The sequence below is a fragment of the Paenibacillus sp. FSL H8-0104 genome (assembly GCF_038050215.1).
In the GTDB taxonomy this organism is placed as follows: Bacteria; Bacillota; Bacilli; order Paenibacillales; family Paenibacillaceae; genus Paenibacillus; species Paenibacillus amylolyticus.
Window position 1 is genome coordinate 502,443 of sequence record NZ_JBBOTC010000001.1, and the last position, 18,083, is coordinate 520,525.

An 18,083-nucleotide genomic window follows, 5' to 3' on the forward strand; every position below is an offset into this window, starting at 1 on the left:
AGTTTTAATTTGGAAAAATCAGATTTGTTCACAAAATGTTCACTTATGTGAAGGGTTTCCTCATCTCTATAATTACGAAGGTAAACAGAGAGGATGAGAGAATTGCCAACCAGCAAGAAGGAACAAATTATTTTCGGATTAATGATGTGTATAGGAATGGTCTTGGTCATGATGTTCTTCAATCTATGGCACAGTGGGTTACTCGGCAAGATGTCCCCGCTTGAAATACTGCTTCAATTCATATTATGTTTTGTCATTGCGTTTCTGGTGGAGTCTTTCATTGTTGGTCCTGTGGCGAGAAAGATTGCATTCTCCTTGCCCTTCGACAAGTCCAATAAGATTTTAGGTGTGCTCGTCATTTCATTTTTCATGGTGATTGGCATGGTTCTGATCATGTCTATGTATGGAATGATCTCGGCATATCTCGCTGATCAATTAAGTGGGTCATCCGTAATCCGTACGTATCTCCATACAATCGCTCGTAACTTCAGCCTGGCGCTTCCATATCAGTTGATTGTTCTGGGACCACTCGTCCGATATGTATTCGGTAAATTCATCAAGGATAACGGGCCTGTATTGCCTGTTGTTAATAAAAGTGTGTGATTTGGTTGACCATAAGTATTTCCTGGGCAATCTTGTGCAAATGAATAGATATTATTCTCACCTTTAATGAAAGGTGATGAGAGAGGCAAAGATAGGGCACTGCCGCCATATTACAGCGCTAACGAATCGAGGACACCTTATTAGGCAAGTTCCTAAGGGAATGAAAACCTAACGAATCTCAGCAGTGTTATTATGCAAAAAACCTCCAACGAGGCATTTAATTGATACTAATTATCTATAATAACGTCTCTAGGATTCGTTAGATTTCAAACATGCGGAAATGGAGGGGGATAGCGTGTGCTAGGTTCGTTAGAACAGAGTAACGCTACAAAAAAATGTCCACCGTCAGGTCATGGCGGTGGACATTTCAATTTCTTTAATAGGTATTTCTAATCCTCAGGACTGGATCAACACAGAACTGTTAAGTCGCAGAATTGGCTATATGTTTGTTCTGCCATTGAAACGTGATTACGCTAATGACAAGCAGGCCAACTGCAAAAATCGCAAGCATCCATGCAGACTGATTAACCGCCAGATGATCAAGACTCCATCCCGTAGTCAAAGGCAGAATGGCACCGCCAACCCCACCTGAGGCAATCAAAATGCTGGGTGTGGATTCTTCTGTTCCGGGCAGCAGTTTACTGGCGAAGACAAGGGCAATGGAGAATATCCCTGACATCGCAAGTCCAAGCAGTAAGATGATGAGAAATGCAGACCAGATTTGGTTTGTAAATGGAAATATCATTAACAAGAGAACAGATGCAAGACAACTGTACAGGACATATACGCGGTATTGGAATTTCTCTGCGATATAACCGGCGAAGAGCCGTCCCACGGACATGGCAATCCAGAAACAGGTGACACTAAGGGCTGCTCCGGCTTCCTTCATGTTCATTTTCTCAATCAGGATCGCCGGCATGAAGTTCGCAAGACTCATCTCTGTGCCAACATAGAGGAAGAAGAACAGGACGAATAATACCAGAAGAGTCCTGTTACGGCCACGATAGGTTGGACTGGATGTACTTGCAGATGCGGGATGCATCTCACCCGATGTCCCAGCAGAGTGCGTATTTACGGAAGCATGATTTGAACTCTGTCGCTCCAGAAACTTATCGAGTTCACCGAATGATCCTTTCGCCCAGAAAACAAAGGTCAGCGCTGCGCAGATCGCAACAACGAGAAAGGAGAGACGCCAGTATCCGGCAGCAATCAGACCGCTGGCAATGAGCGGCATGACCATCGCCCCAATCCCGAATAACACTTCCAGTCGACTCATAGCAACGGCTGTATTGTCTTTGATTGCAGCGATGATAATGGTGCCAATAACAGCTTCAACCATTCCGAATCCAAAGCCGGCAGCGGGTGCAATGACGAACATCCAGCCCCATGGTGGCAGCAGCATGTAGGATAATTCTGCAATACAGAGCAACGCTGTGGCGATTAACAGGCCTCCCCGTTTACCAAAGCGTCTGTTCAGCCATGGAGATAACAATACACCACCCAGGAATCCGGCAAATTGGGCAAAGATCAGCGTTCCGCCTTGGCTATAATCTTTGCCGTAATGTTCAAGTGCAACCGGTAGAATGGAACCGAGCACAACGTGGGCAAGTCCAATCAGGAAATAGGACAGACATCCGATCCAAAGTAATTTTTTCATAAAGAACTCCTTCTACTTATATACATAAATTGAGGATCACAATAAAGCGCAATCTTGAAGACAAAGTCTATCATAACAGGACATGTTACGTTGTACCATGAATTCCTGATCGATACAGAAGGTTGCAATCTGGTCCGGCGTTCGTATATACTGAGACCAACAATTACAGATCGGACCATGCCGTTGAAGAGCATCCAACTCGGAGGCGTTTTCGCCAGGGGAGCGATATTTCCCCAAGTTAACCGGAACCGCCCGTTATCGCGGACCAAGAGGCTGGAAGCAGGATATCCTGATTCAGCAAGTTGGGTGGCACCGCGAGCAGAGCGCTCCTCGTCCCAAGGGATGAGGGCGCTCTTTGTATTTTTACAGCCAAAGGAGACGGTGACCATGTTAGAAATGAAATGGATTCGGGCACATGCAGAAGAGGTTCAGGCAGCGGCAGACGGGAAAAAAATCAAGATCAACATTCGCACATTGTTAGAGCGGGATGAGGAACGCAGGGCACTTTTGCAGGAATCGGAAGAAGGACGCAGATTGCGCAATACGTTATCCGCGGACATTGGCAGACTCATGCAGGCCGGGAATCGGGAACAGGCCGAGGGTTTGCGGGCTCAGGTGAAACAGATCAATGAACAGTTGGAACAGGTGGAAGCGAGGCTCGCCCCTGTGCAGGAGGAAGTAACCAAGCTACAATGGCTGGTACCCAATATCGTGTCCCCGGATACCCCCAATGGCTTGTCGGACGTAGACAATGTAGAGCTACGACGTGTGGGAGAGGTGCCAACGTTCGAGTATAACACCAAAGATCACGTGGAACTTGGGGAGTTGCATGATCTCATCGATATTCCCCGTGGAGTTAAGATTGGCGGTACGCGAAGCTATGTATTAAAAGGCGCTGGCCTGTTATTACATCGAGCAGTACAGCAACTTGCGCTTGATTTGCTTCTGAAGCACGGCTTCACACCGATGGAGGTTCCGCTGATGGTCAGGGAGGATGCACTGGTGAACACCGGATTCTTCCCAACCGGTCGAGATCAGGTCTATGAACTCGAAGGGGAGAACAAGTGGCTGGTGGGAACTTCTGAAGTGCCGCTGGTCTCGTATTATGCGGATGAGATTGTTGATGTTCAAGAGCCTGTGAAGCTGGCCGCGGTATCGACGTGTTTCCGCAGTGAAGTTGGCTCCGGCGGACGGGATGTACGCGGATTATACCGTGTGCACCAATTTGCCAAAGTTGAGCAGGTCATTCTCTGTGCTCCTGATGCGGAAGAATCGGAGCGCATGTTGCAAGAGATTACAGGACACGCCGAAGAATTGCTGCAATTACTGGAACTGCCGTATCGTGTTGTCGCTGTATGTACCGGAGATATGTCGCAGAAAACGTACAAACAGTATGACATCGAGACCTGGATGCCAAGCCGCGGTGCATATGGAGAAACACATTCGTCGTCGAATCTGCATGATTTTCAGGCTCGCCGATCAAATATTCGTTGCCTCGATGCCGAAGGCAAGTTGGCGTATTGTCACACGCTCAATAATACGGCGGTGGCATCGCCGCGTATCCTGATTCCGTTGCTTGAGAATCATCAGCAGGAGGATGGAAGCATTCGCATTCCGGTAGCCCTGCGGCCATATATGGGCGGCGCCGAGAGCTTGATTTTGCCAGAGCAGGATGAAGTGAAGTAGAGAGGTTAGGTAACACTTTAGTAATTCAAAAAGGGGATGTTCCAAACGTCATGTTGCATGTGACGATGGGCATCCCATTTTCAATGGTAACACTATTTAACGAGCCAATTTCCTACTATGTTGTGCTGAACTGATCCGGTAAGTGCTTGAACCTCAGATATAGCTTGCTTCTTTGATTAAAATTTCTTCGTTTATGTAAGTAAATAAAATTATTTCTTAAATGTCAACGCAGCTTCCATTCACGCTCGTTAATGATTTCAATTTGTCCAGATTCAAGGGCTTTTTTGAAACGATTGCGGGCTGTTTTCATCAATAGAACCATTTCGTCTTCAGGACGAATCTTGGTGGATGTCGAAGTGACGATAGCTTTCATACGTTTACGGTTATTTTTAGGTGAAACCATATCAAGCAAATTCTTTTCGATCATACAATATCCCACCCCATTTTTTAGGTTTATTAAAACAGTATTACGCGACCTTCCCATATTATACAATGAAAATCATGAATTGTTCCAAGACTCTCACTTATGTTATTCAACTTTATGCAATTCGTATCCGATATAATATAATAGAAGTAAAATATTGGATTATGGGAGTTGGAAATTAAAAATGAATAGAATCAAACTGGCGCTTCGAGGCACACTTGCTCTAATGATTGCATTGACCGTACTGGTCCCTTCGTTGGCTTTGGCGGCTACCGGTGACGTGACATCGATTGAAATTACCAATAGCAGCCCGCAGAAGATGAGTGTCTCCGAAACAGCTGCGCTTCAGGTGATGGCAACGGTAGAAGGTTTTGATAACAAGCAGGATGTTACCCAAGGCGTGACTTGGTCCACCAGTAATGCAGCAGTCGCGACGATGGTGAAAGGCAAAGTCAAGGCTGTGGCCGCGGGCGAAGCAACCATTTTTGCACAGGTAGACGGGGCTAAAGCTCAGTTGGTTGTCCAAGTTCAGGAGAAGATCAAAAGCATCAAAGCTTCACCGAAATCCTACAGTTTTGTTAAAGGCAGTGAAAGCACCCTTCCGAAAGTAAGCATTACCCGTGCGAATGGTAAGGAAGAGGATGTGACATCTGAGATTGTGTGGTCCGTATCCACTTCTTCGGCTGTGCTGGAAAACGGTAAAATCAAAGGCGTTACACCTGGCAGAGTATTGCTGCAAGGCAAATATGGAACAACGATCGTGAAAGTCCCCGTTGCTGTGACGGACGAGATTACCAAAGTCGAGGTTACCCCTGCAACTATGCAGCTGAATATCAAGAAGTCCAAAGCGTTGAAGGTTATCGGCACCTACGCGAATGGCAAAACGATCAACCTTTCGAAACAAATCATATGGACCTCTTCCAACACAAATGTAGCTATCGTGAAAAATGGAGCCGTTAAGACACTGACAGAAGGACAAGCCACCTTGACAGGAACTTATCAAAATCAGACAATAAAGGCAGAGGTTACCGTTGTACCTTTGCTCAAAAAGCTCATTACAGGCCAGAAAAAACTGGTTTTGTCCCCACAGGGAAGTACAACGCTGAGTGTGATGGCACAGTATGATACGGGCAAGACCACTGTTGTGACCAACAGTGCGGTGTGGAGCAGCACAAAGCCGGGCGTAGCGACAGTAACAAATGGCAAGATTGTGGCTGTAGGCAAAGGGAAAACGTCCATCACGGCCAAGTGGGGCAACAAAAAAGTGACGATCCCTGTTACGGTAAAATAAATCTTCATATAATAAAGCATCTTGCATGATCCAAAAATTAGTTTCAGTACATGACATCGTTAAAATCATCAAGGTAACAGACAACTAGGGGCGTAGACATACGCTCCTTTTTTGGATATATAGAAATATGTATCTGAAATGCCTTCTGCTTCAACAACTATATAAGGGGATTGGATGGGATGAATATGAAAGCTTCGATTATAAGCTCAGACTCTAACTCTAGTGATCTGGCTTACCTGAAATATCTTTTTCTATCCCTAAGTTCCATACTTACATTTCAACGGAGTACTACGATTAAGCGCATGAAGCAACGCACCTATGAAAAATACAGAGAAGGTTACCATTTAAAATGTCATGGTGAAGAGGAGATACCTGAATGAAAGATCCAATTCAACCGGAAAATTGGCCTGCCTGGGCGACAGAGTCGGTAGAGATTGCTCCGGCCAACCCCAATTGGGATGCGCAGGCTCAGGATGAAATCCGGCAACTCAAACGTCTTCTAGAGCAGTTTAATATTCATCAATTCGAACATATCGGAAGCACGTCCATTCCAGGGTTACCCGCCAAGCCCATTATTGATCTGATGGCAGAGGTACAGTCATGGGATGACATGGATCTGATTGCGGATCAGCTGAATCCGTTGGGCTGGAAGTACGTTCCGCCTGAACTGGATGGACGGGAGTACAGACGATTCTGGGTCAGGGTTAAGGATGGCAAGAGAGCTGTACACCTTCATCTGATGCGCCCGGGAGAAGAACGCTGGGATCGTCAAATTCGGTTTCGGGATGTGCTGAGAAAACGCCCAGATCTGGTGGAAGCTTACGCCGTCCTGAAGACAAAGCTTGCTGATGAGAACAAGGAAGATAGGGAATCGTATACCGCTGCCAAAACGCAATTTATTTTACAAGTGCTTGATGAAGGCGTGTGATTGATTGAAAAGCGTACTTATCAAAGACAGGCTGATCTATTTCTTCGCAGTCATGATGACCATGGCGGCAGGACTCGCATCCAGACACTTTGGTGATCGATTGCCGGATTGGGTGCATGAACATTTCGGAGATGCATGTTGGGCGGGCATGATTTATTTCGGAGTACGCATGGTGTGGCCTCATCGCAGCTTGGTATGGGCGATGTGTTTGAGCTGCGTATTCAGCTGGATGATTGAGTTCTCGCAGTTGATTCAGACGCCTTGGCTGATTGAGATACGCTTTACCGTATTAGGTGCTCTTATTTTGGGACATGGTTTTCTGGTGATCGATCTGATTCGATATACGGTCGGTATTCTGTGCATGGTTATGATAGATCGTTATTTCCTGAGAAATAAGATGGCTGGATCATGAACTCAAGTGAATCATGGAGGTGTGCTACATGAATGTAGAAAAACTTTTTGCCGAATTGCCCGAATTCGAAACACAGCGGTTAAAACTGAGGCGGCTTACGATGGATGATCTTGATGAATATTATGCGTTTGCCTCTGATCCGCGAGTGAGTCAGCAAAGCTTGTGGAACTGCCATGAGACGGTGGAGGATTCAATTCAATATATTCAGCGGGTGCTGGATAATTATGAACGGAAAACGGTACATATCTGGGCTTTTGTTTTAAAGGAAACAGGGACCTTGATCGGGAGGGGTGGCATTTTTCATCTCAACGAACCCATGCAGAGTGCTGAACTAGGGTACGCGATAGCCAGCAGTCACTGGGGTAAGGGGCTCGCAGCAGAAGCGATGCAACCCATCGTGGATTATTGCTTTCAGGAATTGGACTGCAATCGGTTGGATGGGAAATGTAATGCAGGCAACATAGGCTCTGCACGCGTAATGGAGAAGCTGGGCATGTCGTACGAAGGTTTGTTACGCAAACAGTTGAAGATCAAAGGTGTATTTACGGATCAAAAATTGTACTCCCGTATCCGGGATGATCTATAATACTTCCAATGACACATAGGGTACATCGCAGAAATTGAAGGAGGCGGAACCATGATCTACAGTATTATTTCCCGTTCGTTGTGGGAGCAAGTGTCAAAAGGGACTGAGTATGCACCAGATAGCCTGGAGACAGACGGATTCATTCATTGTTCCACTAAGGAACAGATCCCATGGGTAGCCGGGCAATATTATGCAGGCCGCACGGATCTGTTATTACTTAGTATTGATGAGAAGGCGTTGAAGCCGGAACTGGTGTATGAGGATCTCTACGAATTGAATGAACTATATCCACATATCTATGGTGAGCTCAATCTGGATGCGGTTCGCAAAGTCATTCCATTTGAACCGAATGCAGACGGTACATTCTCATTTCCTGAATAAATAACATGTGACGCTTCTATTTGGACGTGATCTGGGGACATTATACTTTTTCGAAGGGTGGTTAACGGATGGATATGAATCAGGTTTTTCTGGAGACAGCCGAGAAGCAATTCCTGTATTATAAGCAGCTCGGGGAAAAAGCCATGGCACAACTGGATTCCGAGCAATTGTTTCAATCTTGGAATGAAGACGCGAACAGCATTGCGGTAATTGTAAAACATCTATGGGGCAATATGCTGTCCCGCTGGACGGATGTACTGACAACAGATGGTGAGAAACCGTGGCGTGAACGGGACGCCGAATTCGTGAATGATATTTCTTCCCGGGAAGAGTTGCTCTCCAAATGGGAAGAAGGCTGGAATTGTCTACTCGAATCCATTCGTTCATTTACCCCGGAACAATTGTCTCATATCATATATATTCGGAATGAAGGTCATACCGTCATGGAGGCCATTATTCGGCAATTGGCGCATTATCCGTATCATGTTGGGCAGATTGTATTTGCCGCGAAAATGCTTAAAGAAACAGCTTGGGACAGTCTCTCGATTCCGAGAAATGGGTCAGATCAATATAACGGCGGCAAATTTGCCAAACCGAAGGCACGCAAACATTTTACAGAAGATGAACTTCATATAGAAAAAGGTGAGGAACAACAATGACTCAAATTGCATTGATTCGCCATGGAAGTACAGCGTGGAATAAGGAAAAACGTTCGCAGGGACAGACGGATAATCCGCTGGATCAGGAAGGCAGGGAACAGGCGGTATTACTTGCCGCGAGACTGGCCGACGAATCCTGGGATGCCATCTATGCAAGTGACTTGGAACGTGCAAGTGAGACAGCTCGCATCATTGGTGATCGCTTGGGCATTCAGGAGATTCATCTGGACCCTAGACTTCGCGAGATGGGCGGAGGACAGGTCGAAGGAACGACGGAAGAGGAACGGTTAGCCAAGTGGGGAGCGGATTGGAGTACTCTGGATCTTGGACGGGAGCTTGCAGATGCAGGGACTGTTCGAGGCAGTGCGGTGCTTGAAGATATTGTACAGCAGCACCCCGATGGAAGAGTGATCGTTGTCAGTCACGGAGCCGTTCTGCGGAATACACTGCGAGGTCTGGTGCCTGAACTGGATATCAGTGTGAAGCTGTCCAACACATCCATTACCCGGATCGCCAAGAATGAGAATGTGTGGCAATGCGAACTGTACAATTGCAGCGTACATTTGGATTCGTCCAGGGAGTCTTAATAGATGGATGCTCTGACGTTAAAACAAAAATTACAGCATATTCAGTCGTCTAATCATTCCATTGATCACGAGGAACAGCCTTACGAATTGGCACTGCATATGATGAAGCATATTGGTAGTACTGATCCTGTCCTGCGGGATGAATTGATCTATGTTGCGTTTGCAACATGGATTGGACAGGGTGTATTTTCGGAAGATCAGCTAAGGCATATGTTGCAGTTGGCGCTGGACGATCAGCACCTGTTCTATGGGATCGGAGAGCAGGGGACGGATAGTGTGTTTACGCGGACGTTCTCCGTATTGTTACTGCCTCCCATTCTGAATGTGGATCGTCAGCGTCCTTTCCTGGACAAAGAGGATATCGCAGGGATTCATCATCGGTTGACTACATATCTGGAACGTGAAAAAGATGTTCGCGGCTACGCCGATAACAAGGGCTGGGCGCATGCCCCTGCACACGCGGCGGATGCGGTTGAAGACTTGGCACAATCGCCATATCTGGAGCGAACGGATCTGCTGGAACTTCTGCATGCACTCGCTGTAAAAATAACGGAATCAAGTGTGGTTTACATCCATGATGAAGATCAGCGAATAGCGCATGCTGTGATTACCATTCTGCGTCGCAATCTGTTGGAGCCAAAGGATATTACGACGTGGATCGATTCCCTTCATCAAGGAGACCAGGCGGTGAACAGATCACTTCTGGAAACCAGTCATAGGAACCTGAATGTGCGTCTGTTTTTGCAGACACTGTATCTTGCGATACGTACAGAAGAAGATGAGCCGTTTCCGGATTTTTGTTCACTAGTATTGCAGGCATTGGAGAGAGATAAATAACGATACGCTAAACGTTTGGAAAAAGGGGGAGATGGCGCATGACTGAATTGACGTATGCATGGACGGAGGAGATCCTATCTCCGCTGGGTGAGACAGCGGTTATCATCCAGTGTGGAGATCGTTTGTCTGAAGCGGTGCAGCGCAGAGTGATGTCTGTATGTGCTTTGCTGGAAAAAAGCACTCTGTCAGCCATGATCGAATGGGTACCTTCATATACGTCCGTTACGCTATTTTATGATCCGTTCATCTCCCCGTACCCCGAGTTATGCCGGATTCTGCTTCAGCAGTTGAATCAAATGAAGGAATCCGTACAAGACAACAAACCCAGAACGGTCACCATTCCCGTATGTTATGGTGGCGAGTGGGGCTCTGATCTGGACTATGTTGCCAGTGAACATGGACTGACCCCAGAAGACGTTATTGCGATTCATACATCCGGGGATTATCTCGTACATATGATTGGGTTTGCACCGGGTTTTCCGTATCTCGGCGGTTTGTCTGAACAGATTGCTACGCCCAGACGGGCAACGCCAAGGCTTCGGGTTGAGGCGGGCACAGTAGGTATCGGTGGCAAACAGACAGGAATCTATCCAGTGGATACACCCGGGGGATGGCAATGTATTGGACGAACGCCACTCCGGTTGTTTCGGCCGGAAGAGAACATACCGAGTTTGCTGGTAGCAGGTGATCGGGTTCGATTCAAACAGATTACGATGCAGGACTATCTGGCGTTGAAGCGGAAGGAGGGCGAACGATGAGTATTGAAGTGATTCGCCCTGGTCTGTTATCTACCGTTCAGGATGAAGGCAGAACCGGTTATCGCCGGTATGGTATTCATCCTGGCGGGGTCATGGACACCTTTGCAGCCAGAGCAGCCAATATGCTTGTGGGCAACTCCCGACATGCGGCAGTACTGGAGATGACGATGACGGGGCCAGAGCTTCGATTTCAGGAGAGCCAGCTAGTCTCATTATGTGGAGCCGATCTGACGGCAACGGTGGATCATCTGTCTATACCTTTGTGGCGTCCTGTGTTGGTGCGGGCAGGAAGTGTACTGAAGTTTGGTCAATGTCGTCATGGCTTGCGTGGTTATCTGGCGATTGCGGGTGGAATAGCTGTGCCTGAAGTGATGGGCAGTCGAAGTACAGACCTCAAGACAGGTCTTGGCGGTATGGATGGGCGAGCCTTGCGCGTGGGGGATCTGTTATCCAATGGTGAACTTTCTGTCGAAGCGCAAGGTTGGATGCAACGTATGGAGCAGCAGGTAAAGGAGAGTGAGCGGGACCACCGAATATTGGCGCCTGCGTGGCTTTTATCTGAACGTGAAAGACCTGACTATTATGGGCAACCTGTTATTCGTGTGATGGAGAGCAAGGATAGTTTTCTGTTCAGCGAAGAGAGTCTTGCACAATTCTATGCCGAAAAATACGTGATCTCTCCACAATCCGATCGGATGGGCTATCGCTTGCAAGGCTCCATAATGGAGCTGGATCAGCCCCTGGATCGGCTGTCTGAAGCCGTTACCTATGGCACGGTGCAGGTGCCACCGGATGGTCAGCCCATCATCTTGATGGCGGACCATCAGACGATTGGAGGTTATCCTGTCATTGCACAGGTAGCTCGGGTGGATATACCTATCCTGGCTCAGGCTAGGCCAGGAACCCAAATTTCTTTTAAAAAGATTATGCATGATCAAGCTGGACAGTTGTATTTGCAACAGGAAATCAGTATGCAGCTCATGGATAAGCTGATACGCAGAAGAATGGCAGGAATGGGGGGCGCTTAATGAATACCTCGAAAACTCTGGATATCAATTGTGATCTGGGCGAAAGTTATGGTGTATATCGCACGCTATCCGATGAGTCCATTCTACCCTTGATTACATCAGCCAATATTGCCTGCGGGTTTCATGCAGGAGACCCGGCTACAATGCGGCTGACGGTAGAGAGGGCATTGGAGCATCAGGTGGCAATTGGAGCCCACCCCGGGTTGCCGGATTTGCAAGGGTTTGGCAGAAGACGTATGGACATTACGCCACGGGAAGCATATGACATGGTGGTGTATCAGATTGGTGCGCTGGATGCCTTTGTCCGGGCAAGCGGAGGGCGAATGCATCATGTAAAACCACATGGTGCCTTATACAATATGGCCGCAGAAGATGCGAAGCTTGCTGAAGCCATCACCGAGGCGATCTATCAAGTGCAGCCTGAACTGTATCTGTATGGTCTGGCGGGCAGTGAGCTGATTCATGCCGCGGATCGCATCGGTCTGCGTAGTGTGAGCGAAGTGTTTGCGGATCGAACCTATGGGACGGACGGAAAGTTAACTCCTCGCAGCCAAGCTGGAGCCCTCATTGAAGAATCGGGAAAAGCGATTGCTCAAGTGTTTCGGATGGTGAAAGACGAAGTCGTTGTATCCACGGACGGTACGTTGGTTCCCATTAAGGCAGAGACGGTCTGTATCCACGGTGACGGAGCGAACGCTCTCGCATTTGCTCAAGAGATTCGTCGTGTGCTGGAATCGGAAGGCATTAAGTTATCCGCGCATACCACGGGATGATATTAATGTTCAGCAGAACAATAGTAGTATCAGGTTGTTCGGATTGAACTTTGAAATTTTGGAATGACAAGGAGTGAATGAACAGAATGAAACCCATACGCAACTCGGCAAAGGCTGTCATTGTGCAGGATGGACGATTGCTGGTCATCCGGCTGGAAGACCAATATGGTACCGCTTATGTGTTCCCAGGTGGAGGACAGGAGAAAGGTGAAGAACTCAAGGATGCGGTCGCACGCGAATGTCTGGAGGAGATTGGTCAGGCCGTGAACGTGGGAGAGCTGTTACATATCCGGGAGTATATCGGTAAAAATCATGAATTCGCCGAGTGGGATGCAGATATCCATCAGGTTGAATTTTATTTTGCGTGCAGCCTGATCGATCCGGAGGCAACCGTTTTTGAAGGCTCCAATCCAGATGACCACCAAGTCGCCGTGGAATGGATTGCACTTGAAGAGCTGTCCAACATTCGTTTATATCCAAAAACAATTGGCGAATTGCTTCTTAAATCAGGCTCTTCTTCAATCTATCTTGGAGATCTGAATTAAATCAGCCAAGAAGAAATATCGTGCTAACCCCTTTATGTAAACAATTTTATAAAGAACTTTTCCAATTTTGTCACGTTAACGTATCGGTTCATGGATTCACCATAGGTGAGGTGGGTACACTATAAGTACAGGCTTATTACAAAAGCATTTGCATTAAGCTGTCTCTAGTAATAAGGGATTAATGAACTGTCATTAAACACAAAGAGGTAGTAACAACTACACTTCTCTTGTACTTTTTATTATTCACCCTTAATTGGAAGAACAGTAGACGTAGTGGAGGGGACGGAATCGATTCTGAGGAAGCAAAGCGTTCGCCTTTATCACCGGATTTTCCCTTTGAGAAAAGGGAATCAAAAAAATCCGGGGATAACAGCGATCCAAAGAACGATCCGTACCCGGAACGGCCGCCTACAAGAGTTCTTCAAATATCCCCCAAACCGAAAGGAGCACTTCCCATGAACCAGACTGAATTGGAACAAAACATTGTAAAAGCATTGGAAAACAACCCTTTTTGCAGTTTCTCCACTGTGGAGAATGGTAAACCGAAATCCCGCTATATGGCGCTTTTCAACGATGGACTGAACATTCATCTGGCAACGAACCGCCGTACACACAAAGTAGAGGAACTGGAGAATAATCCGAATGTTAGCCTGCTACTTGGTTATGAAGCTGGTGGTTCCAAGGAAGTAGTTGAGATCGAAGGAACCTGTGAAGTGACGAAGAACGAAGGATTGCGTGAGCAAGTGTGGAACGATGAACTGAAGGCGTGGTTCGATGGACCTAATGATCCGAACTATGTCATTCTGGACATCACCCCGGCTCGTATCGAATATACAGGGAAAGATCATGAACATCATGTGTGGGAACAATAATCCGAATATGAACATAACCTCTGCAAAGTAGCGTCCTTATGCGAAAATACGCGCAGAGTTTAATCCAACCGTGAAAGCCATTAAGGTTTCACGGTTTTTGGTATGGATGAATAACGCTGAATTGGATATACATGTAAGGCACATGTAATATACGTATTTTAAAGATAATAAGCACTAAATACCTACTAAAATGTTGAAAAAAATGTCGAATTCACGCATGATAATGTAAACTCGCCTAGGTATGTGCGGGTAATGTAAAAAATAATGCTTTTCAATGACTGAACATTGCGTTATGATTTGGAATGTAAACGACAAGCACAGACATAAATAGATGTTCATGTGAGATAAACTTACCTGAAATTCCGATGCATGTCATCAGAGCGTCAGTACGCACAACCCATGAAATCTATCTTTTTTCTGCGCTCTTCGTTTGCCCATTAATGCATGATTCAATGTACATAACCGGGAGGGGTTATTTTGAAAATGAGAAAAAAAGTATTATCAAGCCTGACTGCCGCTTTGGTTGCATTAAACGTGCTTGCGGTATTTCCGGTACCTGTGTCGGCTGCGGATGCTACCAAAGTTAAACTGCGGATCATGGAGACCACAGACATTCATACCAATCTGGTTAACTATGATTATTATTCCGACAAAGAGACAGACCAATATGGACTCGCTAAAACAGCAACACTGATTAAGAAAGCCCGTGACGAAGCGAAGAACAGCCTGCTGTTTGATAACGGGGATCTAATTCAGGGGAATCCGCTGGGAGACTACACTGCCAAAATTGATCCATTGAAAAAGGGTGAGACTCACCCTGTATATAAAGCGATGAATCTGCTCGATTATGATGCAGGTAACATCGGTAACCATGAGTTCAACTATGGTCTGGACTTCCTGGACATGACGCTCGAGGGAGCGAACTTCCCTTACATTAATGCCAACGTCTATGTAGACGATGGTGATGATGATGAGACAAATGACAAGAACTATTTCACACCGTATGAGATTTTGGATAAAAAAGTAACGGATGAGACGGGCAAAGAACATACGATCAAAGTAGGTGTGATCGGATTTGTACCGCCACAAATCATGCAATGGGACAGCGCTAATCTTGAAGGTAAGGTCATCGCCAAAGACATTATTGCTACTGCAAAAAAATTCATTCCTGAAATGAAAGCCAAAGGTGCCGACATTATTGTAGCTATTCCTCACTCCGGATTTGAGGAAATTCCTCAAACGGATCTGATGGAGAACTCCGTTCTGTATCTGAGCCAAGTTGAAGGCATTAATGCTATTCTGTTTGGACATGCCCACAAAGTGTTCCCAAGTGCTGATTTTTCCGGCAAAAAAGGGGTAGACCTGGAGAAGGGCACCATTAACGGCGTTCCTGCTGTAGAGCCAGGATTCTGGGGGGATCACCTGGGGATTATTGATCTGGATCTAGAACAAGTGGATGGCAAATGGAAAGTGGTCGATTCCAAAACGGAAGCACGCCCAATCTATGACACAGCCAACAAAAAACCACTGGTAGAGGCTGATCAGGACATCATTGATGCGGTTCATGAAGAGCATGAAGGTACATTGGAGTATGTTCGTGGTCCGGTGGGCGAAACGACTGCACCCATCAACAGCTTCTTCGCTCTGGTTCAGGATGATCCATCCATTCAGATCGTAACGAATGCACAGAAATGGTATGTCGAAAAACATATGCAAGGTACGGAATATGAGAAAATCCCTGTATTGTCCGCAGGTGCACCGTTCAAAGCCGGTGGACGTTCAGGCGCTTCGTATTACACGAATATCCCTAAAGGCACCATTGCCATCAAAAACGTTGCTGACCTGTACGTGTATCCAAATACGGTACATGCTGTAATGGTTAACGGCGCAGAACTGAAAGAATGGCTGGAATGGTCTGCAGGCCAGTTCAACCAGATCGACCCGGCTAAAGGTGGACAACAACAACTGATCAACAATGACTTCCCAACGTACAACTTCGATGTTATCGATGGTGTAACGTATCAGATTGATGTGACACAACCAGCCAAGTATGACGGCAAAGCAACCGTTGTAAATGCATCGGCAAGCCGGATCAAGGATCTGAGTTTTAACGGTAAACCGATTGACCCAGCGCAAAAATTCATCGTAGCGACGAATAACTACCGTGCTTCTTCGTCCAAGCTGGCTAACCCGGACGGTAAACGTATCGTTCTGGCTGCACCGGATGAGAACCGTCAAGTGATCATCGACTACATCCGTGAGAATAAAACGATTAATCCGGCAGCGGACGGCAACTGGTCCCTGGCACCAATTAAGCCATCTGCTGGGTTAACCGCAGCAGCGCTGAACGATCTTGAAGTTGTGTTTGCTTCTTCCCCGGATGCAAAAGATCTGGTTGAAGCAAACCCGGCGATGTCTTTCATTGGTACAAATGATGATGGTTTTGCTGAATACGGCATGAAATTGACTGGAGAAGCAACAACAACTCCGAAACCAGGTACGGAGCCTGCTCCAACACCTACAAAGCCAACTAAACCTACGGAGCCGACTACTCCAACCAAACCAACGACCAAGCCACAGCCTGAGAAACCAGCGGGCGGCAAAGTGGTATATGTGGTGAAAAAAGGCGATAACTTGTACCGCATAGGTTTGAAATATGGTGTAGACTGGCGCAAGCTTGCGACAGCTAACCAAATCTCAAATGTGCATAACCTGAAAGTTGGACAGAAAATCGTGATTCCCGCTTCTTAAAGTTTAATAAGTTGAGGGAGACCGACAGTCATCAGACTGTCGGTCTTTTTTTCTGCAAATTTGAATATATTTGTTCCAAGAACCGTCATACAGGAAGTCATCAAAACAGTAGAGATTAATTTTAAGACCCATGATATAATATTTACAAACTTTGGGTATATACAAGTGAACATTAATGGACATGGAATCTAAATTGGCAAGGGGGGTCCTACATGAATTGCAGTGGCTGCAGTCCAATCTATCCTATAGAGGGCCAAGGTACCTTGTACTTGCGTCCCATTTCCCCCGCTTTGCTGGAAGCGCTACAAACGCCGGGAAGACTTATCGAGACGTCGGATGACATGATGTGGATGGATTTTTCGAATCTTGAGACGGTTCAGAATTTAATAAAAGAGATCGGCGAAATTGATCCGACATTACGTGATTCCCTAACCGTTCAGATTCTGCCTATTTACGAACAGGCTAATGAAGAAAGCTGGATTAGTCTAACCATGCAGGAGTCCCGTTTCAAACATGCGGAGCTTGTTTCCATTATTCTGGAGCATCAATTCAGCAGTCATATGCAACCCATCGTTGATGCATCGGAGCAGATTATCGGATATGAGTTTTTGCTTCGTCCTGCTGAGAATGGAAAATCCTTCAGTTCCTATGAATTATTTGAAGTTGCGCGTGAGACCGGACTACATTCTTTTCTGGATCGATTGGCGCGTATTACTGCTATTGAGACCAGTGCCCTTTTTCTGCCGCATGGTGTCAAACGCTTCGTAAATTTCCTGCCTTCCTCCATATACAATCCCGAATATTGTCTGACACATACGTTTGAAGCGATTGAACGCCTTTCGCTGGACCCTAAAGATTTTGTGTTTGAAGTCGTGGAAACAGAGCAGATTCAGCATATGCCTATCTTGCAGCAAATCTTTGAGGTATATCGTTCCCGTGGAATGTCGGTTGCACTGGATGATGTGGGTGCCGGATATTCGACAATAGAGTTGATGAATCGGTTAGAACCGGATTTTGTCAAAATAGATCGAAGTCTTATTGATCGTTGTGATCAGGATTCGACCAAACAAGAGAAAATTCTTCACATTGTTGAGATGTCGAGTCGATTTGGAGGGCAAGTCCTTGCCGAGGGGATCGAACGAATGGAAGAGTTTGAATTCTGTCGTTCCATAGGTATTGAGCTTGCACAGGGCTACTATTTTGGTAAACCCTCTGCGCACCCCCCAGCCGGTCCTTACTCTAATACTTCATCTAATTCATGGAATAATTAGTAACCTGTACCTTGTACAAGTCGCTTCTGATCAG

At 46.4% G+C, this 18,083-nt stretch carries 19 protein-coding genes; 17 read left to right on the forward strand and 2 right to left on the reverse strand.

Features of this window, described 5'->3' with window-relative positions:
- Positions 1-93 precede the first annotated feature (93 nt).
- On the forward strand, positions 94-603 hold the full coding sequence (locus NST38_RS02400) for a hypothetical protein (protein ID WP_306068815.1): 510 nt from the start codon (positions 94-96) through the stop codon (positions 601-603).
- 421 nt (positions 604-1,024) lie between these two features.
- Here NST38_RS02400 and NST38_RS02405 read toward each other — a convergent pair whose 3' ends face one another.
- Positions 1,025-2,260, reverse strand: coding sequence for an MFS transporter (locus NST38_RS02405; protein WP_076253875.1), 1,236 nt, complete (start codon positions 2,258-2,260; stop codon positions 1,025-1,027).
- A gap of 387 nt (positions 2,261-2,647) precedes the next feature.
- Between NST38_RS02405 and serS the strand changes: the two genes are divergently transcribed.
- Positions 2,648-3,946, forward strand: a complete 1,299-nt coding sequence (serS, locus tag NST38_RS02410) for a serine--tRNA ligase (protein ID WP_076253874.1) — start codon at positions 2,648-2,650, stop codon at positions 3,944-3,946.
- 223 nt (positions 3,947-4,169) lie between these two features.
- Here serS and NST38_RS02415 read toward each other — a convergent pair whose 3' ends face one another.
- Positions 4,170-4,373, reverse strand: coding sequence for a hypothetical protein (locus NST38_RS02415; protein WP_076253873.1), 204 nt, complete (start codon positions 4,371-4,373; stop codon positions 4,170-4,172).
- A 181-nt stretch (positions 4,374-4,554) separates the two neighbouring features.
- On the opposite strand from NST38_RS02415, the gene NST38_RS02420 reads away from it, so the two are divergent.
- The 15 genes from NST38_RS02420 (at position 4,555) to NST38_RS02490 (ending at position 18,049) form a co-directional block, all read left to right on the forward strand.
- The gene (locus NST38_RS02420) at positions 4,555-5,661 is read left to right on the forward strand and encodes an Ig-like domain-containing protein (RefSeq protein WP_076253872.1); all 1,107 of its coding nucleotides are present in this window, start codon (positions 4,555-4,557) and stop codon (positions 5,659-5,661) included.
- A gap of 376 nt (positions 5,662-6,037) precedes the next feature.
- A complete protein-coding gene (locus NST38_RS02425; protein WP_076253870.1) occupies positions 6,038-6,589 on the forward strand; it encodes a GrpB family protein in 552 nt (183 codons plus the stop codon).
- Between the two features lie 4 nt (positions 6,590-6,593).
- On the forward strand, positions 6,594-7,001 hold the full coding sequence (locus tag NST38_RS02430) for a ribosomal maturation YjgA family protein (RefSeq protein WP_076253869.1): 408 nt from the start codon (positions 6,594-6,596) through the stop codon (positions 6,999-7,001).
- A gap of 28 nt (positions 7,002-7,029) precedes the next feature.
- Positions 7,030-7,587, forward strand: coding sequence for a GNAT family N-acetyltransferase (locus NST38_RS02435; protein ID WP_076253868.1), 558 nt, complete (start codon positions 7,030-7,032; stop codon positions 7,585-7,587).
- A gap of 51 nt (positions 7,588-7,638) precedes the next feature.
- A complete protein-coding gene (locus NST38_RS02440; protein ID WP_036673184.1) occupies positions 7,639-7,968 on the forward strand; it encodes a DUF952 domain-containing protein in 330 nt (109 codons plus the stop codon).
- 68 nt (positions 7,969-8,036) lie between these two features.
- Entirely contained in the window at positions 8,037-8,627 is a 591-nt protein-coding gene (locus NST38_RS02445) for a DUF1572 family protein (RefSeq protein WP_036616755.1), read from the forward strand.
- Entirely contained in the window at positions 8,624-9,214 is a 591-nt protein-coding gene (locus NST38_RS02450; protein ID WP_036616758.1) for a histidine phosphatase family protein, read from the forward strand. Before NST38_RS02445 ends, NST38_RS02450 begins: the two co-directional genes overlap by 4 nt.
- A 3-nt stretch (positions 9,215-9,217) precedes the next feature.
- Complete coding sequence (locus NST38_RS02455) at positions 9,218-10,051, forward strand: DUF2785 domain-containing protein (RefSeq protein WP_083685030.1); 834 nt, start codon at positions 9,218-9,220, stop codon at positions 10,049-10,051.
- A gap of 38 nt (positions 10,052-10,089) precedes the next feature.
- Positions 10,090-10,809 (forward strand): 5-oxoprolinase subunit PxpB, encoded by a 720-nt coding sequence (gene pxpB, locus NST38_RS02460; RefSeq protein WP_076253867.1) that lies wholly within the window; start codon positions 10,090-10,092, stop codon positions 10,807-10,809.
- Positions 10,806-11,837, forward strand: a complete 1,032-nt coding sequence (locus NST38_RS02465) for a 5-oxoprolinase subunit C family protein (protein ID WP_076253866.1) — start codon at positions 10,806-10,808, stop codon at positions 11,835-11,837. The genes pxpB and NST38_RS02465 overlap by 4 nt, the downstream gene beginning before the upstream one ends.
- A complete protein-coding gene (locus tag NST38_RS02470; RefSeq protein WP_076253865.1) occupies positions 11,837-12,610 on the forward strand; it encodes a LamB/YcsF family protein in 774 nt (257 codons plus the stop codon). The genes NST38_RS02465 and NST38_RS02470 overlap by 1 nt, the downstream gene beginning before the upstream one ends.
- Before the next feature lie 86 nt (positions 12,611-12,696).
- Complete coding sequence (locus tag NST38_RS02475; RefSeq protein ID WP_076253864.1) at positions 12,697-13,155, forward strand: NUDIX domain-containing protein; 459 nt, start codon at positions 12,697-12,699, stop codon at positions 13,153-13,155.
- A gap of 455 nt (positions 13,156-13,610) precedes the next feature.
- The gene (locus NST38_RS02480) at positions 13,611-14,027 is read left to right on the forward strand and encodes a pyridoxamine 5'-phosphate oxidase family protein (protein ID WP_017690978.1); all 417 of its coding nucleotides are present in this window, start codon (positions 13,611-13,613) and stop codon (positions 14,025-14,027) included.
- A gap of 477 nt (positions 14,028-14,504) precedes the next feature.
- Positions 14,505-16,778, forward strand: a complete 2,274-nt coding sequence (locus NST38_RS02485; protein WP_445933715.1) for a bifunctional 2',3'-cyclic-nucleotide 2'-phosphodiesterase/3'-nucleotidase — start codon at positions 14,505-14,507, stop codon at positions 16,776-16,778.
- 212 nt (positions 16,779-16,990) lie between these two features.
- Positions 16,991-18,049 (forward strand): EAL domain-containing protein, encoded by a 1,059-nt coding sequence (locus tag NST38_RS02490; protein ID WP_341343769.1) that lies wholly within the window; start codon positions 16,991-16,993, stop codon positions 18,047-18,049.
- The last annotated feature ends 34 nt before the right edge of the window (positions 18,050-18,083 follow it).

Excerpts from the sequence above, each read along its gene's own strand:
- NST38_RS02400 (WP_306068815.1), top strand. The coding sequence starts at position 94 with ATGAGAGAATTGCCAACCAGCAAGAAGGAACAAATTATTTTCGGATTA.
- NST38_RS02405 (WP_076253875.1), bottom strand. The coding sequence starts at position 2,260 with ATGAAAAAATTACTTTGGATCGGATGTCTGTCCTATTTCCTGATTGGA.
- serS (WP_076253874.1), top strand. The coding sequence starts at position 2,648 with ATGTTAGAAATGAAATGGATTCGGGCACATGCAGAAGAGGTTCAGGCA.
- NST38_RS02415 (WP_076253873.1), bottom strand. The coding sequence starts at position 4,373 with ATGATCGAAAAGAATTTGCTTGATATGGTTTCACCTAAAAATAACCGT.
- NST38_RS02420 (WP_076253872.1), top strand. The coding sequence starts at position 4,555 with ATGAATAGAATCAAACTGGCGCTTCGAGGCACACTTGCTCTAATGATT.
- NST38_RS02425 (WP_076253870.1), top strand. The coding sequence starts at position 6,038 with ATGAAAGATCCAATTCAACCGGAAAATTGGCCTGCCTGGGCGACAGAG.
- NST38_RS02435 (WP_076253868.1), top strand. The coding sequence starts at position 7,030 with ATGAATGTAGAAAAACTTTTTGCCGAATTGCCCGAATTCGAAACACAG.
- NST38_RS02440 (WP_036673184.1), top strand. The coding sequence starts at position 7,639 with ATGATCTACAGTATTATTTCCCGTTCGTTGTGGGAGCAAGTGTCAAAA.
- NST38_RS02445 (WP_036616755.1), top strand. The coding sequence starts at position 8,037 with ATGGATATGAATCAGGTTTTTCTGGAGACAGCCGAGAAGCAATTCCTG.
- NST38_RS02450 (WP_036616758.1), top strand. The coding sequence starts at position 8,624 with ATGACTCAAATTGCATTGATTCGCCATGGAAGTACAGCGTGGAATAAG.
- NST38_RS02455 (WP_083685030.1), top strand. The coding sequence starts at position 9,218 with ATGGATGCTCTGACGTTAAAACAAAAATTACAGCATATTCAGTCGTCT.
- pxpB (WP_076253867.1), top strand. The coding sequence starts at position 10,090 with ATGACTGAATTGACGTATGCATGGACGGAGGAGATCCTATCTCCGCTG.
- NST38_RS02465 (WP_076253866.1), top strand. The coding sequence starts at position 10,806 with ATGAGTATTGAAGTGATTCGCCCTGGTCTGTTATCTACCGTTCAGGAT.
- NST38_RS02470 (WP_076253865.1), top strand. The coding sequence starts at position 11,837 with ATGAATACCTCGAAAACTCTGGATATCAATTGTGATCTGGGCGAAAGT.
- NST38_RS02475 (WP_076253864.1), top strand. The coding sequence starts at position 12,697 with ATGAAACCCATACGCAACTCGGCAAAGGCTGTCATTGTGCAGGATGGA.
- NST38_RS02480 (WP_017690978.1), top strand. The coding sequence starts at position 13,611 with ATGAACCAGACTGAATTGGAACAAAACATTGTAAAAGCATTGGAAAAC.
- NST38_RS02490 (WP_341343769.1), top strand. The coding sequence starts at position 16,991 with ATGAATTGCAGTGGCTGCAGTCCAATCTATCCTATAGAGGGCCAAGGT.